This is a genomic window from Arthrobacter cheniae, assembly GCF_003602275.1.
GTDB classification, from domain to species: Bacteria; Actinomycetota; Actinomycetes; order Actinomycetales; family Micrococcaceae; genus Arthrobacter_D; species Arthrobacter_D cheniae.
On sequence record NZ_QZVT01000016.1, the window covers coordinates 1 to 20180 of the forward strand.

General features: G+C 61.6%; 24 protein-coding genes. 11 read left to right on the forward strand and 13 right to left on the reverse strand.

Annotated features, from left to right (window positions below; all coding sequences use genetic code 11):
- Positions 1–552 (reverse strand): AfsR/SARP family transcriptional regulator (locus D6T63_RS17755; RefSeq protein WP_147394433.1); only part of this gene is annotated, 552 nt, incomplete at its 3' end.
- A 623-nt stretch (positions 553–1175) separates the two neighbouring features.
- Between D6T63_RS17755 and D6T63_RS17760 the strand changes: the two genes are divergently transcribed.
- On the forward strand, positions 1176–1415 hold the full coding sequence (locus D6T63_RS17760) for a hypothetical protein (protein WP_120150577.1): 240 nt from the start codon (positions 1176–1178) through the stop codon (positions 1413–1415).
- A gap of 453 nt (positions 1416–1868) precedes the next feature.
- Here D6T63_RS17760 and D6T63_RS17765 read toward each other — a convergent pair whose 3' ends face one another.
- A complete protein-coding gene (locus tag D6T63_RS17765) occupies positions 1869–2216 on the reverse strand; it encodes an ArsR/SmtB family transcription factor (RefSeq protein WP_120150579.1) in 348 nt (115 codons plus the stop codon).
- Positions 2217–2382: 166 nt separating this feature from the next.
- On the opposite strand from D6T63_RS17765, the gene D6T63_RS17770 reads away from it, so the two are divergent.
- The 6 genes from D6T63_RS17770 (at position 2383) to D6T63_RS19930 (ending at position 8988) form a co-directional block, all read left to right on the forward strand.
- A complete protein-coding gene (locus tag D6T63_RS17770) occupies positions 2383–3486 on the forward strand; it encodes an oxidoreductase (RefSeq protein WP_120150581.1) in 1104 nt (367 codons plus the stop codon).
- 759 nt (positions 3487–4245) lie between these two features.
- Positions 4246–6222 carry an APC family permease gene (locus D6T63_RS17775; RefSeq protein ID WP_120150583.1) on the forward strand — a complete coding sequence of 659 codons (1977 nt, stop codon included), beginning with the start codon at positions 4246–4248 and terminating at the stop codon, positions 6220–6222.
- A 191-nt stretch (positions 6223–6413) separates the two neighbouring features.
- The gene (locus D6T63_RS17780; protein ID WP_120150585.1) at positions 6414–7763 is read left to right on the forward strand and encodes a TrkH family potassium uptake protein; all 1350 of its coding nucleotides are present in this window, start codon (positions 6414–6416) and stop codon (positions 7761–7763) included.
- Between the two features lie 150 nt (positions 7764–7913).
- The gene (locus D6T63_RS17785) at positions 7914–8291 is read left to right on the forward strand and encodes a VOC family protein (protein WP_235830843.1); all 378 of its coding nucleotides are present in this window, start codon (positions 7914–7916) and stop codon (positions 8289–8291) included.
- A 41-nt stretch (positions 8292–8332) separates the two neighbouring features.
- Positions 8333–8617, forward strand: coding sequence for a DUF1905 domain-containing protein (locus D6T63_RS17790; protein ID WP_120150589.1), 285 nt, complete (start codon positions 8333–8335; stop codon positions 8615–8617).
- 134 nt (positions 8618–8751) lie between these two features.
- Complete coding sequence (locus D6T63_RS19930; protein ID WP_268878036.1) at positions 8752–8988, forward strand: ANTAR domain-containing protein; 237 nt, start codon at positions 8752–8754, stop codon at positions 8986–8988.
- Positions 8989–9022: 34 nt separating this feature from the next.
- Here D6T63_RS19930 and D6T63_RS17800 read toward each other — a convergent pair whose 3' ends face one another.
- Positions 9023–9244 carry a hypothetical protein gene (locus D6T63_RS17800; RefSeq protein WP_120150593.1) on the reverse strand — a complete coding sequence of 74 codons (222 nt, stop codon included), beginning with the start codon at positions 9242–9244 and terminating at the stop codon, positions 9023–9025.
- Positions 9245–9617: 373 nt separating this feature from the next.
- Positions 9618–10115: a DUF1349 domain-containing protein gene (locus D6T63_RS17805; protein ID WP_235830845.1), complete on the reverse strand. Its 498-nt coding sequence runs from the start codon at positions 10113–10115 to the stop codon at positions 9618–9620.
- A gap of 250 nt (positions 10116–10365) precedes the next feature.
- On the opposite strand from D6T63_RS17805, the gene D6T63_RS17810 reads away from it, so the two are divergent.
- Positions 10366–11139 carry an ANTAR domain-containing protein gene (locus D6T63_RS17810; RefSeq protein ID WP_120150597.1) on the forward strand — a complete coding sequence of 258 codons (774 nt, stop codon included), beginning with the start codon at positions 10366–10368 and terminating at the stop codon, positions 11137–11139.
- A gap of 157 nt (positions 11140–11296) precedes the next feature.
- Here the strand turns inward: D6T63_RS17810 and D6T63_RS17815 are convergent, their stop codons facing one another.
- The 4 genes from D6T63_RS17815 to D6T63_RS17835 form a co-directional block, all read right to left on the reverse strand.
- Positions 11297–11506 (reverse strand): hypothetical protein, encoded by a 210-nt coding sequence (locus tag D6T63_RS17815; RefSeq protein WP_120150599.1) that lies wholly within the window; start codon positions 11504–11506, stop codon positions 11297–11299.
- Between the two features lie 675 nt (positions 11507–12181).
- Positions 12182–12670: a GNAT family N-acetyltransferase gene (locus D6T63_RS17820; RefSeq protein ID WP_120150601.1), complete on the reverse strand. Its 489-nt coding sequence runs from the start codon at positions 12668–12670 to the stop codon at positions 12182–12184.
- A gap of 404 nt (positions 12671–13074) precedes the next feature.
- Positions 13075–13968, reverse strand: a complete 894-nt coding sequence (locus D6T63_RS17830; RefSeq protein ID WP_182977102.1) for a GAF domain-containing protein — start codon at positions 13966–13968, stop codon at positions 13075–13077.
- Positions 13969–14085: 117 nt separating this feature from the next.
- On the reverse strand, positions 14086–14556 hold the full coding sequence (locus tag D6T63_RS17835; RefSeq protein ID WP_120150607.1) for a hypothetical protein: 471 nt from the start codon (positions 14554–14556) through the stop codon (positions 14086–14088).
- A gap of 72 nt (positions 14557–14628) precedes the next feature.
- Between D6T63_RS17835 and D6T63_RS19405 the strand changes: the two genes are divergently transcribed.
- Positions 14629–14823 carry a hypothetical protein gene (locus D6T63_RS19405; protein ID WP_182977103.1) on the forward strand — a complete coding sequence of 65 codons (195 nt, stop codon included), beginning with the start codon at positions 14629–14631 and terminating at the stop codon, positions 14821–14823.
- Between the two features lie 582 nt (positions 14824–15405).
- Here the strand turns inward: D6T63_RS19405 and D6T63_RS19410 are convergent.
- A complete protein-coding gene (locus tag D6T63_RS19410; RefSeq protein ID WP_182977104.1) occupies positions 15406–15570 on the reverse strand; it encodes a hypothetical protein in 165 nt (54 codons plus the stop codon).
- Between the two features lie 15 nt (positions 15571–15585).
- The gene (locus D6T63_RS17845; RefSeq protein ID WP_147394434.1) at positions 15586–15846 is read right to left on the reverse strand and encodes a hypothetical protein; all 261 of its coding nucleotides are present in this window, start codon (positions 15844–15846) and stop codon (positions 15586–15588) included.
- A 171-nt stretch (positions 15847–16017) separates the two neighbouring features.
- Here D6T63_RS17845 and D6T63_RS20290 point away from each other — a divergent pair, with 171 nt between their 5' ends.
- Complete coding sequence (locus D6T63_RS20290) at positions 16018–16743, forward strand: GAF domain-containing protein (RefSeq protein WP_407923761.1); 726 nt, start codon at positions 16018–16020, stop codon at positions 16741–16743.
- A gap of 64 nt (positions 16744–16807) precedes the next feature.
- On the forward strand, positions 16808–16960 hold the full coding sequence (locus tag D6T63_RS19415) for a hypothetical protein (RefSeq protein WP_182977105.1): 153 nt from the start codon (positions 16808–16810) through the stop codon (positions 16958–16960).
- A gap of 102 nt (positions 16961–17062) precedes the next feature.
- Here the strand turns inward: D6T63_RS19415 and D6T63_RS17855 are convergent, their stop codons facing one another.
- From D6T63_RS17855 to D6T63_RS17865, 3 genes are read right to left on the reverse strand one after another with little or no spacing between them, the layout of a single operon-like run.
- Entirely contained in the window at positions 17063–17749 is a 687-nt protein-coding gene (locus tag D6T63_RS17855; RefSeq protein ID WP_182977106.1) for a glycosyltransferase, read from the reverse strand.
- Positions 17746–19113 carry a bifunctional PIG-L family deacetylase/class I SAM-dependent methyltransferase gene (locus tag D6T63_RS17860; protein WP_235830846.1) on the reverse strand — a complete coding sequence of 456 codons (1368 nt, stop codon included), beginning with the start codon at positions 19111–19113 and terminating at the stop codon, positions 17746–17748. Before D6T63_RS17860 ends, D6T63_RS17855 begins: the two co-directional genes overlap by 4 nt.
- Positions 19110–19988 (reverse strand): acyl-CoA dehydrogenase family protein, encoded by an 879-nt coding sequence (locus D6T63_RS17865; RefSeq protein ID WP_235830847.1) that lies wholly within the window; start codon positions 19986–19988, stop codon positions 19110–19112. Before D6T63_RS17865 ends, D6T63_RS17860 begins: the two co-directional genes overlap by 4 nt.
- Between the last annotated feature and the right edge of the window lie 192 nt (positions 19989–20180).

A 20180-nucleotide genomic window follows, 5' to 3' on the forward strand; every position in this document is an offset into this window, starting at 1 on the left:
CTCTCCCACGGTCAGCGCGGCCTCCGCGGCCAGAACCCGAGCCAGGTTGACGCGTACTGCGTGCAGCGCGCGCTCGTCCTCAGCCCATACCGGGAGTAATTCGCCACCGAGCAGCGGGGCTGATCCGAGTTCGAGTGCTTCTGTGAGCAACGCCAGGGCGGCGGGCGGCGCCGCTAGGCCTGCCCGCCCCGTCAGCGTCGCGAAGCGATGCAGATCCAGGTCGACCAGGGCCGGGTCGATTGCGTAGCCACCGGTGACCGTGCGAAGGGGGCCAGTTCGGCCGGTGCCGGGCTGCAGATGGCGGCGCAGGACGCTGACATAACTCTCGAGAGTGGGAAGGGCGACAGCCGGATGCTTACCGCCCCACAGCAGATCGACCATCCGGGTCTTCGACACTGCCGCACCGAAATCGAGGAGCAGGATTTCGAGTACCTGGNCGGACCGAGAACGGAAATCTGCAGCGTCGGTGCCTGAAGCATCTTTTCCCCAAGGAGAACTGCACCGCCTGCAACTCTTGGTCCATCCAAGGTGATCACGAAATCCCTCTTTCATTGAGACCGTCCTGCCTGTGTCCCATCGAAGAGGTGAATGAAGAAGCGAACAAGAGTGGTGACTACGCGCCTCGTCATCGGACTACTCACTTGCGGTACTCGCTCCGGGATTCCCGTTCTTCCGCCGATCTGCTCGCAGGGGCCAGGACGACCGCAAGCCACCTGGATCGGTCAACAGGAGGCCGCCCCGCGCAATAGGCAACGGCAACCTGTTCCTGACCTTCCTCAGCCAGGAGCCGCACAGCGCGCGGGTCCCCGCAATACCCGGGACTCTTTGCTGGGTAATCAATTACTGTCGGAAATAGGCTTGGAAATTATCGGATAGTTTCATCACCGATGATCTGTCGTAGAGGCCCGGAGCGGAGCGTGGGATCAAGCCCACCGAGGATGGGGCATCGGCGCCGACATGATCAAGTCGATGGGCGGCGTGGCTGGAGTCCAGCTTGGTCACACCGGTTGCAAGGGAAGCCTCGTCATGCCATGGGAGCGTGGCCATATGCTACCGTCCGAGCACGAAGTAGGCACTTTTGGTGGGATGGTAAAGAACGCCACCCGTGTACGAGACAAAGTAGGTATCCCTATCGCTACGAGCTGGAACCTGGGCCAGCCTGAACTTGCAATAAGGTGATCGAGGAAGAGCTGCTCGACCTTATGTATCTGGACCGTCCTGTCCTCGGCAACGCGCGCTGGCCTGTCTGCGGGGTTCGGCTGCTGGGCTACCAGGACTCCTTTGGCCTCGTTCCCGAGGATTGGGCCTGGTGGCTCCGCAACCTTCGAGGCGCCGATGAAGCCATCGGTTGGCCAGCAGCCACGAACGGCGCAACCCAGCCTGATGTTGCCGGAGTATCGACGTCCGCCCCGTGATTGAGGAAACTGCTCTCGTGCAGGAACTCGCCGACCTAAAAGCAGAACTCAAACCGGCTTAAACCACGCAGAGCGTCAAGCGAAGTCCTGACCACTAAAAGGTCAGGGCTTTGCAGCCTAATCAGGAAGTTCAAAGCACTAGCTCCTACAGATAGGGGCCGTAGCGGCATGAGAACGGACAGTGTTTCGCCTTGGCTGTCTTATATCCCATCGGATGCGAGAGAGCCCTGCCGTTGAGTCCCAACCGGTCGGTGACAGGACAAAGGTCTCGGACACGAGGTACGGAACACGATGCGCCGTTCTCCTGCTCGTACTTGAGGTGCGCTCGAGGGGCGGTCGTTCTTCGAACAAGCCGTTAGTTTTTGCTATGTCAGCTTTTCGACCAGGCCACCGCTTCAGTGCACGGGGGCGGACGGAGGGCAGTTGCCTTGACTGATCGTCTTCCGAGTGTTCTTACAGTGTGGCGGCCGGAGTACTCACAAGCGGTTTTTCGTTGAGGAGTTCTGCATTGATTAGCGCATCAATCAAGCCGGGGAAGCGGGCATTAAGGTCTTCAGTCCGAAGCACACTCACGATCGACGTCCCCTGATAGCGCTGTTCGATCACGCCCGCTTCACGTAGTACGCGAAAGTGATGCGTGGAGGTGGATTTCGTCACTGGTAGCTCGAAGGCGCTGCAGGCCTGAGCTCTATGGTCACGAGCGAGCTGACCGATGATTCGCCGGCGGATCGGATCAGCGGCCGCTCCCAGGACATTGTCCAGCTGAATGTCCTCGCGATGGGGGTGTTCAAGGGTGCGCACAGCCTCAACCCTCCCATAAAACGAATGCTTGCTAGTACGAGTTTTGCCGTACTACGATAACCATCATACAACCACTCGCAAAGGTCGGATCGACGAGTGAGAGCGGTCGTAAAGGCCAGCCTCCAATGTTTCCCCAATTCCGTCTTTCACTCCACAGGAGATTTACATGACTGATGTCACCCCGCTCTGGTCACCCATTCGGATCGGTTCCACTGAACTGGACAACCGCATTGCACTGGCTCCCATGACCCGGATCAGCGCAACCGAAGACGGACATGCCACAGAGAAAATGGCTTCATACTATGAGCGATTTGCCCACGGAGGCTTCGGGCTGCTGATCACGGAAGGGATCTATCCCGACACGGCGCACAGTCAGGGCTACCACTTCCAGCCAGGTATCGCCACGAAGGAGCAGGCCCAATCCTGGGTGAAAGTCGTCGACGGCGTCCACGCTGCGGGGGCACGAATCTTCGCTCAGCTGATGCACGCAGGAGCTCAAAGCCAGGGCAACCGTTTCGTGAACTCGGCGGTAGGACCATCAGCGGTAGCGCCCAAGGGCGAGCAACTAGGGTTCTACCGCGGTGAAGGCCCCTACCCTGTTCCCTCGGAGATCACCCCGGATCAGATGGCCCAGGTCCGTGAAGGCTTCGTGACAGCCGCTCTGCACGCGAAAGAGGCCGGCTTCGACGGTGTCGAAATCCATGGTGCCAACGGGTACCTGCTTGATCAGTTCCTCACCGACTACATGAACCAGCGCACCGACACCTACGGTGGCTCACCCGAAAACAGGGTCCGCTTTGCCGCGGAGATCTGCCGGGACGTTCGAGCAGCTGTAGGCCCGGACATGACCGTGGGCATCCGCATCTCGCAAGGCAAGGTCAGCGACAATGACCACCGATGGAGCGGGACCGTCGACGAAGCGAGAGTAATTTTCTCAACGCTGGGCGCCACCGGGATCGACTACATCCACACCACCGAGTACCAGGCGACGGAGCCCGCATTCGATGACTCCGAGGAATCGTTGGCTGCGCTTGCCAAGCAGTATTCGGAGGTGACCGTAATCGCCAACGGCAAGCTCGATGACCCGGAAACGGCGGCGTCCATGTTGAACCATGGTGCAGCGGACGTTATCGCGCTCGGCAAGGGCGCCCTGGCCAACCGAAACTGGCCGCACCTCGTCCGGCACGGCCTGGAATTTCGCGAACTAGACCCGTCCGTATTCGCGCCCTTGGCAGATGTCAAAGACTGGGAACTGACAAACCCAAGGTAACGGAAGCCCCATACCTGACGGACCGGGCATGGCGACCCAGCCCGGTCCGTCAGGTACCCAGCATCTAGTAAGGGGTCCTCGGGAATCAATATCAACGACACATTTGCAGCATCATAGGTGCTAGGCCACTTAAATCGTCGAGGCCTAGCACCTGATAATTCGACTATCGAAAGCCCTTGCTGGACGTGGAAGAATATTAGGATCTCCTCGAAGCGAGCGGCAAAGAACCACCTCACTCACCCTTTACCGCTCACCCTGACACCACAAGGAAAAGATAGAAGCGGGGGCGGCACCCCCAGGTCCTCGATCCACAGCGATCCGATGTGCTACTGGTGGTGTAGGCCAGATCCTTCAAAGCAACAGTTCGACACCCCCTGTACCTGGTGAGGTGATTCGTTCTAACCGGCGCTGGTTGTGCTGGCATAGATCTGCTTCGCCGTCGGAGCGTAATTGCAGGCAGGCAGGCCGCCGGGTCGAGGTCTTCGTTCCACAAGAACGCGCTCTTGGTGCTGACACGGATGAACCGGAGGATTACATCGAGGGCGCGACCTTGCGAGGCGATAGCAGACTCCTAACTCCCTGGAAATGGAGTGCCAGTCTGAGCGCCGTAGAGGCGGTGGTGTGCGCGGGGTGTTAAGGATGCGTTAAGACCCGCTGTCGGGTGTTTTTCGGTGGATAGGCTCGCTTGGTTATGTGCGTGGCTCGGCCATGTGCGTTGTCCCGTGCACCCTGTGCATGCTGCAGGCCTGAAGGATGTTGATGACTGCTCCTGTGGAGTACGCCGTTCCCGCGACCGTTCCAGTCTCTTCGAAAAGATCAGCGCCGACGGGGCGTGTGCGTCAGTGGTTGCTCGCGAACCGGGTGCAACCCGTGGGGCCGGCGTCCGAGGAAAGCCACGCCAAGCCCAGTGCTTGGTGGAAGGTCATGTGTCTGACCGGGGTGGACTACTTCTCCACTCTGTCCTACCTGCCAGGCATCGCGGCCCTGGCCGCGGGTGCATTGTCGCCGTTGGCGACCCTGTTGATCGTTGTGCTGACCCTGCTGGGCATGCTGCCGATGTATCGGCGGGTGGCCCGGGAGAGCCCGAACGGGCAAGGCTCGGTGGCAATGCTGGAGCGGCTTCTGCCGTTCTGGCGGGGCAAAGTCTTCGTGCTGATACTGCTGGGCTTCGTCGCAACGTCGTGGATCATCACCATCACCTTGTCCTCGGCGGATGCGACGGTGCACCTGCTGGAGAACCCGTTCCTGCCCTCCTTCCTCGACGGGCAGGCGGTCCTGATCACGGTGGTGTTCCTGCTGATCCTGGGAGGCGTGTTCCTGCTGGGCTTCAGTGAAGCGGTGATCGTCGCGATTCCGCTGGTCGCGGTGTTCCTGGTTCTGAACGCGGTGATCATCGTCGTCGGAGTGCAGGCAGTTCTCACCGAACCCGGAGCGCTGACCGCGTGGACGGACGCCCTGACCCGGGCCGGCAGCATCGGTGACGTCGTCGGGCCGGCCCTCATCGCGTTTCCGCTGCTGGTCCTGGGCTTGTCCGGTTTCGAGACCGGGGTGAGCATGATGCCGCTCGTCGCGGCGAAGGGTGCCACGGACGAGGAACGCCTGGCGTCCCGGATCCGGAACACGAAGAAGCTGCTGACCGTCGCAGCCCTGATTATGAGCGTGTACCTGCTGGCGAGCAGTTTCATCACCACGGTGCTCATCCCAGCCGAAGCCTTTGAAGAAGGTGGGGAGGCCAGCGGCCGCGCTCTGGCGTATCTGGCGCATGAGCGGCTCGGCGACGGTTTTGGTACCGCCTATGACATCAGCAGCATCCTGATCCTCTGGTTTGCGGGCGCGTCGGCGATGGCAGGTTTGATCAACATCGTGCCCAGATATCTGCCCTCCTACGGGATGGCACCGGAGTGGGGCCGGGCGGTCCGCCCGGTCGTCCTCGTCTACACGGCGTTGAGCATTCTCATCACTATCGGCTTCAACGCCGACGTCAACGCTCAGGCGGGCGCCTACGCCACCGGGATCCTGGCCATGATGGTTTCCGGGTCCATCGCCGTCACCATCAGTGCCATCCGCCGTCGCCAGCGGCCGGCGTCAATCGCTTTCGCTGTTCTCACCCTGGTGCTGCTCTACGCATTGGTCGCCAATATCATCGAAAAGCCCGACGGCATCGTGATCTCCGGTTTCTTTATCGCCGGCATCGTCGTGGTGTCCCTCATCTCCCGCATCACCCGGACCACCGAACTCCGAGCGGATGTCATCGAGTTCGACGACATGGCGCGGTCCTTCGTCACCGACTCCATCACCTTCGACGGCCGCCTGAACCTCGTCGCGCACCGCCGGCAAGCAGGAGATGTCGCAGAATATGCGGCAAAGGAAGCGGACCAACGGGACTTGAACCCGGTACCGGGCAGCGCGGACATCGTCTTCCTCGAGATCGACGTCGTCGACCCGTCCGAGTTCAGCAACAAATTGCGGGTCCGGGGTATCACCGTCGGCGATCACCGGATCCTGCGCGCAGAAAGCCCGGCAGCCCCGAACGCGATGGCCGCGGTCCTGCTCGCCCTGCGCGATTCCACCGGCGTCAACCCGCACGCCCACTTCGAATGGGCCGAAGGCAACCCCCTGGCCCACCTGATGCGATACCTCCTCCTCGGCCGAGGCGACACAGCACCCGTCGTGCGGGAGGTCATCCGGCAGCAGGAACCCGATCCCACCCTCCGGCCACGGGTGCATGTCGGCTGACAAGCAGACAACCACGACCCACACGGTGGCGTAGTTACCTGCCCCAGGCAAGAGCCTGCCGAACGCCCTTCCATACAAGGTGCGGTCATCACACGGGCATCACACAATGACGGAGAGATTCACTGGTGGCAGAACGATCGACCCGGGTCAAAGTGACCGAACGGGTAACTGGCGCAGAACGACTGACAAGGATGCGCCGAGACATCACGGACTTCAGCAGTAAAGCCCTCACCCCGGTTCGCCTGGTACCACTAGCGTTCGCTGTCACGATCCTCATCGGCGCCAGCCTCCTCATGCTCCCGGCATCACGCGCCTCGGACAACACCGACCAGATGCCAGCACTGTTCACCGCAGTATCAGCGGTCTGCGTCACAGGCCTCATCACCGTCGACACCGCGACGTTCTGGAGCCCGTTCGGGCAGGGAGTAATTCTTGCCCTCATCCAGGTCGGCGGGTTCGGAATCATGACGCTGGCGACCCTCCTGGCATTACTGGTCCGCAAGCGCCTCGGCATCCGCAGCCAACTGGTAGCCCAGTCCGAAAGCCACACCGTGAACTTCGGCGACGTCCGCCGGGTCCTCACCAGGGTCGCCGCGATCATGGCCGTCGTCGAAGGCGTCACCGCCATCATCCTCACCGCCCGGTTCCGCATCGCGTACGACGACGACCTGCCCACCGCCCTCTGGCACGGAGCGTTCCACTCCATCTCAGCGTTCAACAACGCCGGGTTCTCCCTCTTCAGCGATAACCTCATCCCATTCGTCGACGATCCATGGATCATCGTTCCCATCAGCACCGCCATCATCCTCGGAGCGATCGGGTTCCCGGTCATCATCGAACTGCTCCGCAAGAGCCCATACAAAAAGACCTGGACCATTCACACCCGCCTCACCATCTACGGCACCCTGCTGCTCCTGGCGCTGGGCATCACCTTGTTCGCGGCCTTCGAATGGAACAGACCCGAAACCCTTGGACCCTTGAGCGCCGGAGGGAAACTCGTCGCAGCAATCGGCGGCGGGGTTTTCCCCCGCACGGCAGGGTTCAACAGCATCAACTACGGTGTGGCCGCCCCCGAAACACTGCTGATCACGAACATCCTCATGTTCATCGGCGGCGGCAGCGCCGGAACCGCCGGCGGCATCAAGATCACCACCTTCCTCGTCCTGGGCTTCGCGATTTGGAACGAAATCCGTGGACGTGAGCAAGTCAGCATCAATAACCGGTCCATTGCCTCCTCCGTTCAACGCCAAGCCCTCTCCGTGGCACTCCTCGGGATCGGCGCCGTCATTCTGGGTACCGTGCTGCTCCTGGTTTCCACGGACTACGGATTTGAACAAGTCCTCTTCGAATCCGTCTCCGCCTTCGCCACCGTCGGACTCAGCACAGGCATTACTTACCATTTGCCTCACAGCGCCCAATTCGTCCTCATGGCCCTGATGTTCATCGGACGCATCGGCACCATAACCGTCGCCGCCGCCCTGGCACTGACCAACAAACCCGTCCTCTACCGCCTGCCCGAAGAACGCCCCATCATCGGCTGACAGGACCACCCCCACCGCGCACTGACACCCCAAAGTTCACAACCCGGCACCCTGCTCGAGGCAAAAAAATGCCCGTCGGCCGATTGGCTGACGTACTTCATGGATAGCTGTTGAGTCTTCAGTGGCCGCGCGGTCTAATACGGTATGGCGATGACGACCAGAGTGCTCAGCGTCTCTGTTCCGGTGGCCGATCAAGACGCTGCGCTGACGTTCTACACCGAAGTGCTCGGATGCGAACTGCGCACAAACGTACAAGTGTGGCAGGGAACGCGACTGGTCGAGGTCGTGCCGCCAGGATCCAGTGCCGGCCTTGTACTCCTTCCACTCGACAGTGAAATTCCTGTCGCAATCCGATTGGGAACCCCGGACGCCCAACAGGCTCATGACGCAATCCGAAGAGCAGGCGTTGCCCTGCACAACCAGGAGCTCATCCGGATGGAAGGAGCGCCAGCGATGTTCTCGTTCACCAATCCAGACGGCAACGGGTTGGTATTCCTAGAAAATACCGATCACCACGGTCCCGCGTGAGCTCCGCAACGCGCCACTGAACAGCAGAAAGAACTACGAGCATGGCGGACTCCCAACATTTGAATCTCATCTTCACCGCGCGTCTAGGCAAGGCACGTCCTGGAGACACATGGACCTGCGTTCAGCTTCCCGACTCGGCACTGATTTTCGGTACCCGAGGTCTGGTCAAGGTTGCAGGCACTATCGACGGTCACCCGTTCACCGGAGCGTTCATGGCCCTGGGAGATGGAACCCACAAGCTCCCGGTAGCTGCAGCGATCCGCAGGGCCATCGGCAAAGACGACGGTGACGACGTCGAAGTCCACCTCACCGAACGGCTGAACTGACCCAAAAGCTACAGGACGGAACACAAGCCAACCGGAGAAAAGCCTTCGCCGCTTCCGCGGTTCCCAACCATGCTGCAGAAGCCTTCGTCTGCGATGCCTCCACGTCGCTGCGCCTGGCGGTACGCACCGCTCGTCTGTCGGATCAGGCAGCGCACCTCACCTCGGTCCTGGAATCAAGAACTGTCATCAATCTTGCCGCGGGCATCGTCATGGGCCAGAACAGGTGCAGCCAGACAACGGCCATGAGTATCCTCTGGGCCGCCTCGAACAGCCGGAACATGAAACTCCGCGATATTGCAGCGCGCGTCGTATCAACCGCCAGCGACGAACCCCCAACCACCCACTTCGACCAACAATCCCTCACCGCATAATCCAACGGACTCCAGGTGCATGAGATAACGATTCTCAGGTGTCCGCGTACATCTCCGCCACGGCGACAGCGAGCAGATCCTCATCCAGTACCGGCAAGGGCATCAGCCCGTGCAGGTACGCGTCGACCTCCACCTCGTCGATGTCGCCGCCGATAGTGAAGTAGTAGACCCACAACCCATGGGTGCTGATGTACCCCTGCTTCATGACATCGGTGATCAGGGCCCGCAAAGCCTCATCTGAGTCGTCGTGACTCATCGATGTACACCAACTTGTCCTCCTCGAAAGTAGCTGGGTGACACCACAAGCCTAAACAAGCCCTCCGGCACTCCGCAGGATGAAAACGTCCTTGCCCATAACAGCCCTCACGGGATGAGACGTCATCGATCTCCGACCGCCCCAATAGGGGATTACCCCGCTGAACGTGGCGTAGGAATCCCGCCACGTTCAGAAAAAGTCACACGCCGAGACAGGCGTGTGACTTTTCGTCAGGATGGCGGGCTTTTAAAGGATGGGTGGCGGGATCTAATAGCTCCAACGCAACGTCCCGCATGCGGATCTACTTACGCACAGCGTTCAATATTTGTTCAACTCAGTAGGCTTCGTACGCCCACGGTTGGGGGTGGCGACTCTAGTCGTGTTCAGGGCGCAGCGTCGCATCTGCATCGGTTTCAACCCACCGGGTGAAGGTGGTCGTGAGGTGAGCCCGAGTGGGAGAGGCGCAGAATGGGTCGGCTTCGGCACTTGCGGTTTCGTTCAGAGGGGCGACGCGGATGAGCTGGAAGGGCTCATCTCCAGCGCGGGCTCTGATGGTGACGACGTTACCGGCCCTGCTAAGCCGCACTGTGACTTCCCGATTGATCCACTCAGGGACGGGTGCTACCGACCAGTCAGAGACTCCATGTGTGACGACTGCCCCAACCTGTGGGATGCCGTCGGACACCTCTACACCGGCTTTGATCCACACGGATTCCGAGACGTGAAGATAGATCCCTGCCTGATCGAACTGCTCAGCGTAATTCAAAAGGAATGAGACCTCTATGGCTATGTCAACGCAGGTGGGGACCCACGAGGGCGGTCTAAGCGAGACCCACTTTGCAGAGTGATCGGGAGCTTGAGTGGAGATCACTTCCGAAGCCTGGTTTAAGTCCACCCACCGCTCTCGCACCGACTTACCGGTGGATCATTCGCAGTGTCACTTGAGCCACCCCCACCGTTGGGTATGGGAGGGTGAGGGGGTGTGGAGGTGAGGTTCACCGCAGCAGCCCCATCCGTCGAGAAGGGTTCACTGCGGACCTCGCCGTTGACATGATGGCCACGCTTCTGTTTCCAAATCGCGCGAAGCATGCTGAGGTACTGGCAAGGGAGGCGGAGGCGACGTGGAACAGCACGACAGTGGAGGCGCGGCAGACGCGGTTGATCGGATCAAGGCCTATGCTCGGGGCATCTTTAAGGCGACGGCGGTGGCGTACTCGCTGATGGATCCCGAGTACGTGATCCTCGACGTGAATCCGGCGTTCGTCGAGCTCGTGGGGATTTCCGCTACTGATCTCGTTGGCAGCCAGGCGTTCGAGGTGTTCGCCGAGAACCCGTCACAGGCGGAGCAGGAACCGGCCAGGGTTATGCGCGAATCGCTCGAACGCGTGAAGAAGACCGGGCAGAGGGACAGCCTGCTCCTCCACCGTTTCGACATCCCTGACCCTGGGCACCCCGGCGCGTTTCTGGAGCGGTATTGGAGCCCGGTCAATAGCCCTGTCCTGGACGACGAGGGTCACGTGGTCGCTCTTTTGCAGGAGGTGCACGACGTCACCGAGCACCGCGAGGATCTCGTCCGTCTTCTGGCCTACCTCGGTGCTGATCCGGACGTATCCGACGCGGACCGGAAACGGCGCTTCACGGAGTACTCGGCGGCGACCATGGTGACGTCCAGTCTCTATCGCTCCGCGCGCAAAGAGGTGGAGCAACTGCAGGAAGCCATGAGCTCCCGGGCTGGCATCGAGCAGGCCAAGGGCATTCTCATGGCTCAGCACCACTGCACCAGCGCAGAGGCGTTCCTCCGGCTGCAGAAAATGTCCAACGACACCCACGTCAAGCTGAAGGACGTCGCAACCGCCATCATCTACCAGGTGACAGCACCGCACAGCGCCGGATAGCCACCACGCATCTCCCGCGGCGTGTCCTCGAACAGACCCGGCTCCCCTGCAAGCAAGGGCACTAACCCACGCAGGTACTCATCAACATTCCACCCGCTGTCGGTCCGGGACTGTCCGAGAAACGGTTTCCCTAGGTTCGCTAGGTTCGCTAGGTTCGCTAGATTCGCGGGGTGTCGTAGGAGCAGGCCGCTCTGGGGGGTTGGGGCAGGTCGTCGATCAGTTCGTTCAGGGCCATGGCGATGAGGTCCCGGTCCATGGCTGGTAGTTGATACATGCCGTGCAGGTACGCGTCGAGCTCAAACTCACGTACGTTGCCAGTCATGCCGAAGTACTTCCACCAGATGGCTTCCGTGGTGATGTCGTACACCTTCTTCGCATCCTCCTGCGCCCGTGTTGCAACTCATAGGTTGCGAGGAAAATATGGGAGAAAGTCGCTAAAACATCATTCCAGCTTGCATTGACTAGCACCCGTTTTGTTTGTCAGGTTCTTGCTGTTATCAAAGATGGTCGTGCCTCCGTTCCGCATGAAATCGCTAGGTGTTCGAAGGTCGTCCGTCGCTTCAACTCCAAGCGAAGTGATTGAAGGCCGGATGAGGCCGTCACCTCCCCAAGAACCAATGCCCTTAATCAAGTTCCATTCCTGCAAAATCAGCATGACTGGCTTAGAGGGACGCGCGGCACGGTAACCAGACACCGCGAAAAGATTCCGTCGCTGATTGCCCTCATCGGAGGCGTCAGCTACCTGCACGACGCGTCATCGCCAATGGCTATGCTCGGGGGCTCTACGTAATGCTCGCCGCAGTTGCGCTGTCCATCATCGTCACCACCGCTGCTCTAGGTCGCCTAGCCCGTCATTTCTTTCGAGTTCTCCTCGGCTTCGCGGCAGATTGAAAGTTTTTTAGGTTGATTACTTCTTGTCAGCCCCAGGTGGATGACCCGCTAGCCCTCAAGGTTTTGCTTTCCACGTGTGCGCATCCAGAGGTGCAGGCGATATCGGCGCCGGGCTGCCGTCGGCGTTCCGATCTGGTCGTCTGGTTGGGTTTTAACGCTGCGCGAGGGCGGTGAGGGTTTGGTATTGGGGGTGGTCAGCGAGGAAGGAGAACGCCATGGGGCATTGCGGCCTAAGGCTCAGACGCCGTTTGTGAGCGTTGAGCACAACATGGCGCATAAGGGTCACATCCATGCCCTCGTCCCGGAATTCGGGCTGTTCCACTCCATCAGTGAGAACGATATGGCCGCCGTTCATCGTGTACTTCAGGTACGCCGCGAGGCTTCCATCAACGAAGAGCTCGAACCTGCAGTACAGGGGATTGTCGCGAAACGATTCCCTGGCCGGGTTCGCGGGAAGGATGCGTGTCGCGGTCTGCTGGGCGCGGTGCTCGAGTTCATCGACAATCATGTCGTAACGGTCCATGGCGGCGGCGGGCGGATAATCGGTATCCATCAACTTGTAGGCCTGGTTCACCAGGACCCTTAGGTGCCTCATCGACAGTGCCGCGATGTCCTGAGCAGTCAGTTCCTCCTCGACCACAGTGCTGTCATGCTCCGGTGAGGAAGGTTGCGACTCGGGCGACTCGGGCGACTCGGGCGACTCGGGCGACTCGGGCGACTCGGGCGACTCGGGCGACTCGGGAAACTCGGGAAACTCGGGCGACTCTGGCTATTGGAAGCCGGGACTAGGTTCGGTGACCGATACGAAGGCTCCGGACATCTCACCAGAATCGGGACCAGCGAAGGATGTGGGCTCGGTCTGGGGCGCCTGCAAGAGTTCAGTCATTACCGCTCCTGTGTTTGTCAGAAATCAGGCCCGTGTCTAGACCCCGGTGTCTCCCACGACGATATCGGCAGCCCACTCAGAAACAAGCGAAGCCGGGTTACAACCAGGTGACAGATCAGAGCTGGGCTGCGTCCGATGGGCGCCGAACTCAGTCGTTGTTAGACCCACAGCTGCATCTGTACTTGCGCGGCGAGCCTGCGGAGGACCTGAACGTCCTCATCGGTGAAGGTTCGGGGCTGGTCATCCATCAGGCAGAGAGTACCGATGCGCCACCCGTCGGCGGTACTGACGGGATGGCCGGCGTAGAACCGCACTTTGGGGCCACCAGCGACGAGGGGATGACGCTGCCACTGCGGGTGGATGCTGGCGTCGGTGATGACCAGTGTCCGGTCGTCCTTGAAGGTTGTCGCGCAGAGGGAAAGATCCCGGGGAAGGTCCTGACCTAGGGGGCCAGTGACGGATTTGATGACCTGCGAGTCTTCAGTGATCAGGGCGATGGAAGAGGAACTGACCCCGAAGTGATCCCGTGCCTGCCGGGTGATCTTGTCAAAGCGCTCCTCAGCCCCGGTCTCAAGCAACCGGGATTCGTGGAGAGCGCGGAGTCGACGAAACTCGACCTCATCCAACATGTCACGGTCACTGGGTCCATCGGACCCAGTGCTGGCGATGCTGGTTCCATGGCTGCCGGCGGCGACGGCACTGGTGCTATGGTCCCCAACCGGTGGGGCAGTGAAGTCGTACCCGTCGGGTGTGAGTGTCAGGGTTCGCAGGTATTCCTCGTAGCCCGAGTTCTCGGCCGCGTCCTGGTCACTGTAGTGCGCACCGTCGGCGGTGGAACCAGTAGCGTCCAGGGACTCGTTGATTGCGTGCGCGATCACGTCCCGCTGATCCCTGGGAAGCATGATCAGTCCGGCGAAATACCCTTCAATGGAAAGCTCATCGGCGTTGCCGGTGATTTCGAAGTACGCCATGAACAGGTCCTCGGTATGCAGATGTGCTGCACGAATGGTTTGGATGGCGCTCCACTGCTGCACGTACTTATCGAGCACCACAACCCACTTCCTTCCCGGTATCCCATACCGGGGCAGTTCAACAACCAGCCGAGCTCCATGACCACCCAACATTACGACGCAACACCTCCAAAAGACTGCTGCTTCGAGTGACACACATCAAGTGGACGCTACCCACCGCGCCGTGCCCGGTGCGGAGCCGAAGGGTTCTCCTAGAGGGAGCTCTGTGTAGCCCATGGGGTAGTGATCCTTCAGCTCGACAAAGGCTTGTCTGAAGAGGTCGGCTTGTACTTCGAGTCGCTGGATGAGCGGCCCGTATGGTGTCTTCTCGACCGATGCGCGTGCCAGTGCTTGGGTAATGCATCCGTGGAGCTGGCCGGCGCCCGTGATAGCGGCGCTGGCCTGCAGGCTCAGCATCGTCGTTATGACGGCTTCTTTGTCCTGGTTTTCCAGCGCCTGACGTATCGCGCTGATGCGCTGATCGAGTAGTGATTCGAAGGAGGTGATGAAGCTGAACGCAGCAGTAGGTGAGGCAAGGTCATCGACGAGTTCCGCGAAGATCGCTGGGTCGAGTGCGAGATCGGGTGTGCCGATGTGAAGGGCTTGAGTGCTGGCCGTATTTTCTTCCACGATAATGCGCAGAAGGGCACGCCAGGCGGAGGCCTCGACGGTTCGGCGGCTGAATTCTCCGAGGAGTTCAGCGTGGCGGTACTCCGTTTCCGGGTGAGCTTCACAATCGGTGGCGTACTCGTGGTCGAGCTGCCGTTGAACGCGACTGTGAAGGATCTGGACGTCGATGTCGTCGAGGGCGGTGAGATCCTCCGGGAAGGACTCTGTCGGGCCGAGCCTGCTATTGATAATGATCCTCAGAAGCTGAACGTGGGGTGGTGGCGATGATCGGGCAGTGGAAGCACCGATAAAAACTTCAGAGGGACACAGTGTTGGGACCGTGGGGTGCCGTTCGTCGGCCGATGTCGAAGATGAAGAGGCGCTCGAGGTGAGCCGCTTAGCGAGGTGGCAGAGCGGGACGGTCCGTACTGTGCTCCACGGGACGCTCTACCGCGTAGACGCTACGTCGTAGGAAATACGATCGCAAGTCGGCTTACCACTCGGGTAAGCGACAGCTTCAGGGTTTTGACAATTAGAGCTTTCGGAGCTCTAAGTTCCCGCACTCAAACGCTCGTTCAGCTCACAACGGGGGAAGGGTTCACCCCGGTTAAGGGTCTTTTGGCTGCTTCCGTGAGGGATAAAGCGACGGGGTTCTTGAGAAGTTCCGTGGCTGAAGGCTTGTCCTTGCTCCGCGCGGGCGGTGCGGGTTTTTCTGTCGAAACGGACGATAGGTCCGACCCCTTCGGCGGGGTGGGACCTATCGTCCGGATGGAGATCGGCTACTTCGTCGTTGTTGGTCCGAACATCGCGTCGATGTCTGCCAATTCCATGTCAGCGGTGGCCGGGGTGGCGGTAACCTTGGCCCCGATGTTAAGCCTTGGGGGCCTCATCTGCCTTGGGGGCCTCATCGGCCTTGGCCAAGTTCGGCACGTCCGGGCCGTCGGCATCCTTCAACTGCGCAGTGGCGGGCTTGTCCTCAGCCGTGGCATTGTCGAACTTGTTGTCAGTCTCGCGTTCCATCTTCAGTGCCTCCATTTTGTCGGTCTCGGTCTAGGTTAACTCGGTGAGGGCGTCAGCCTGCCCCTCAAGCTCACCGTCCTCGGTCTCGTCGGACTCGTTGAAGTCACCGGGAAGGGCGCGCTCGAACTTGAGCTTAGCCTCATCGAGCTTCCGCTGTGCGATCTGCGTGTGAGCAATGCAAAAGATCTTTCGGTGCGCCGCTTCCCGCCTCCCAGGTAGGAATTGCCGCATGTAACCCTTCGATGGGAGCACCATGAGCAACCACGACCATCCAACGACCAACGTGATCACCCCTTGGATGATCAAGGGCCCAACAGTGATGCTGGCATGTCTTCTGCAGCGATCTCCGCGCTGAACTCCGACGAGTACTCGACTGCTACCGGCATCGACGCGGATAGCAGGGCTGGTGATGAGGGCGCCAGTGATGACGGTGCTGCTGGTGCTGCTGGTGTGCTGCAGAACATGGTCTTGGACAGTGATGACGTTCAGGGGTTCCTGACGACGCTGTCACAGCACGCCGCCGATCAACTCTCCGGTCGGGATCATGAAGTCCGCTGCGGAATCACGCTGCTACGCCCCCGAGCTGCGGAAACAGTAGCCAGCAGCGATAACCTGGCCAGGACCATGGATGAGGTTCAGTACCAGTTCGATGAAGGACCCTGCCTCACCGCGGCACGAACCGGCCAGATCACACAGGTCCACGACGTCACCTCGGACTCACGGTGGCCCCAATACCTCCAAGCGATCGCTGAAACCGGTGTCCGATCTATCCTTGCCGTGCCGATCCCACTGGAAGGTGACTCGCGGTGCGCCCTTAACCTCTACTCGCCATCAACTAGAGCATTTACTGATGAGGCGGTCCGGGACGCTGAACGCTTTGCCCAGGAAACCTCGGTCACTCTACGCCTAGCGGTGCGAATCGCTCAGCTCACAGATGCCCAAGGACACCTCAAAGAAGCGATGCGCTCAAGGACCATAATCGACCTCGCAGCGGTCGTCGGATCCGTCAGCGACCAGCCACCCACTTCAACCATTAGAGCAATACGTCGCGCTCATCACTCGTTTCAGCACTCGCTCAGGTGGAGAACTAGTGAGATTGCGGTTCGTTCACCAAGCAACTCTTCGCGAGAGGAGGGTGGGCTCACATCTGGCTGCGGATGTGGTCTTTGCCCGCGTTCGCATTCTTAGAAGTGGTTCCCGCTTAGACCGCCCCGTGGGTTCCGTTTAGGTTGACAGAGCCACCATGGACCGGATGCTGTCAGCCCCGTACGAGGACGCTGTCTACCCGGCGCAGTACTTCACCGACAAGCAGACCGCGGGACAGTGGCTGAACCTGATCCATGATCTGGTGTGCGAGGATCCGATCGAGCACACCATGGTCTTACCGTTGACCTGGATCCCCTGAAAGCGTGGCCCAGACCTCGACGAACTAGGTACTAGCAGCGTCCATGGAGCAAGCTGTCGGCCGGACGCGGGCGGATGCATCACTTAGGTCCTGCTGCGCTCCTCAGGTCAGCGTGCGTAGATACGTGGAGAATCCGGAAGGGACGCGGCCTTCGGTGCGCGAGGATGTCGTTACCCTGATGCTGCCCGAGGCCGTCCATTGCACGCCTTTGGCTTTTGCCCGATCCACGAGGTCCACATCCTCGTTCTGCGTCAGCGGGTGGAAACCGCCGAGGTCAAGGTAGGTCTTCCCCCCGATGCCGAGGTTCGCGCCGTGCACGTGGGGGTGTCCGTTACCGGGAGTATAGGCCTGGTACCAGCTTCGTAGAAGGTGGGCGTTGTCGGCGGTCGCTGTGGGGCGGACGGTACCGAGGACGAGCTGGTACTCGCTACCGAGGCGATAGTGCCGGATGAGCCAGTCGCGCGGTACGAGGGTATCGGCGTCGGTGTTGGCGACCCACGTCCGCTCTGGCAGGCTCCGGGAACGGCTTAGGGCGAAACGGACACCGGCGTCGCGCGCGGCTCCAACCGAGCCGAAGGTACCGGCAATGATCGAGATACCCGGAACGCTTTGCGCTGCGCTCAAGGAACGGTCGGTGCAGCGGTCCAAAACCACGGTCACCGAGACGAGGACTTGCGGGACGGTGTCCAGGAAATGGGCCCGGGCGGCATCGAGGGCGGTGAGGCACGCGGGCAGCCAGTCCTCCTCGTTGCGGGCGGGTACGACGACGGCTACCTGGCCCAGGATCACAGAAGGTTCTCGCGGCGGGCCACGGATACCGCCGGGGCGGGCACGAATACCTCCAGCAGGAAGTCCTCCTCCGTATGCAGTGCGAGGGCGGCCAGTCCGGACGTCCGGCGGACCCGCTCGTGCACGGCGTCGCCGTCGAGTTCCCACCCCTTGATGGGGTGGCGCCAGTGGCATAGCAGCAGGACCCCGTCGTCGTCCAGGGAAGCGCGTGTGAGGCGGATGACATCGTCGAGCTGATCGGAGGACAGGAAGTAGCCCGTCTCGGAGAGGACCACCAAATCAAAGGGCGCGTCGTTCGTTGGCCAGTCGGCGGGGACCGTCGCGAGCCTCGCGTTCGCCGCGTCGTGCTGGAGAAGGGCCTCATTCGTCCGGCGTACCGCTGTCTCGCTGGTATCGAGCGCCAGGAGCAGGTCCGAGACGTCCGCCAATTCCTTTGTCAGGGCGCCGACGGAGCATCCGATCTCGAGAGTGCGGCGGAATCTACGCCGCGGCAGGCTGGCGACGGTGAGGGCGCGCTTGCGCTGCTCGTAGAACCGATCGGCGACCTCCCACGGGTCCGCCCGGTCGCGGTGCAGTCGCTCGAACGTCGAGGAGCCGCCGGTGACGAAAAAGGCTTCGACGTTCCGGCTGAAGTGCTCCAGGACGCCAGGGGTCAGCAGCACCTCGTCGCCCGGCGCATCCGACAAGGGGAGCGTCTGGGAGAGGTGTGTGGCGAGGGCTGACTCTTTCCGGGCGTGGTCGTCGGTATCGAGGCGAAGGAGCGAGAGGCCGTCGAGGTCCGCGGCCTGGTTCTCGGCGTTCCCCCAGTGCCAGAACCAGATCGGATACTCCAATAGGACGATGTCCCGCTCACCGCACACTTCGGCGGCGGCCCGACCCGCGGTGTCGTGATCACTGTGACCGTCCCTGCGCCAGGGTGCCGCCACGAGGGTACGGGTCGCCTCACCCGGACCGAGTTCACGTAGCAGCACGGCCGCCACAGCATCCTCGGCGAGGGCGCCGTCGGGGAATCCTTCGAAGGTCAGCTGCGCCGCAGGAGCCAGGAACTGGACGGCATGTGCCACTTCCTGGCGTCGGCGTTCGGCGAGCTGCCGTGGCGTATGCGTGGGGGAGGACGGGTGGGATCCTTCGCCGTCGGTGAGGACGACGACGTCGCACCGCACGCCGTTGCGGGCGAGCCGGGCCAGCAGTCCGCCGGCGCCGAGGGTCTCGTCGTCGGGGTGCGCCGCCAAAAGAATGAAGCGCTCGGGCAGCCGTCCGTCGAAGAGTGCCTCGACCTGGAGGTCACCGCCGGGCTCGCGGTCTTGCTCCCACGTGCGCCAGTGGCTCTCGGGTGTGCCGTCGCCGTCGTGCGTGAAGCTCACCACGCTGTTCTTCCCTGTATGGAGCGCTCGAGGACGCGGCGACCGAGGGCGGCGTCGTCGCGTTCGGCGTGGTGTTGGCGCAGGTAAAGATGCAGGTCCGCGACGCGGGCGGCGTGCTGCTCGTCAAAGGCCAGGGGCGCGGGGCCGAGACCGTGTGCGGCCGCCTCAAGGACCAGTTCAGCGCAGCGGAAGGCCGTGGTGCGCACACGTGCCGCAAGAAGAGCTCCGTCTTGCCCGCCGGCCAGCCCGGCATCGACTCTAGCGGCCGCATGTGCCAGGAGGGTGCGGGTCTCGTGCAGGGCCGAATCGACGCGTCCCAGATGCATGAGGGCAAGCTGGTCCGGGGTGCGGGCCTGCGCGGCGGCGAGCAGCGTTCGGGCGATTCCGAGTGCGCCCCCGAACCAGCAGGCCGCGACGCCGATGCCGCCCCACCCGAACCCGTCCCGGTCCAGATACCAGCCGGGGCCGCCGACCGGAGTTGCCTGTACCGCCTCGAAACGGACGGCGCAGCTCGTGATCAGGGGAAGGCCGCGGCTGACCCAGGCTTCCGGTGTTTCCGCGGTGACACCCAGTGCGCGGAGATTGACGGCGAAAGCCTGCCGTCGACCGTCGCTCACGTGTGCGGTCACGATTGCGGAATCGAGGTGGTCCGCCAGCGAGCACCACGGTTTGGTACCAGCAAGGGTCCAGGTGCCGTCAGGCAGAGCGGACGCCTCGAGGACAACCTCGGGACCCTCCGCCGCGAAGACACCCCAGGCGCCGCCCTGACCTGCGACCCCGGCTTGATCGAGGATGGCGAGGGCGTCGAGATGAGGTTCGACGACGCGCGCCACTGTGAGGTCGGTGGTCGCAAGGGTAGTCAGGAGCTGCCACATAACAGCCGTGCTGCCGTGCCCGGGTAATGGGGCTTCGCTACCAAGTGCTGCCGATAACGCAAGAGCCCGCGGAAGGGAACCCCGCGCATCCTCGGCCTTTTCAGTGAGGCCCTGCAGCACTCGCTCGGCCTGACGGCCAGTCATGTCCTCCCGGCGCGAGGGGACACTGGTAGGAATCACGGGCAACCCGGG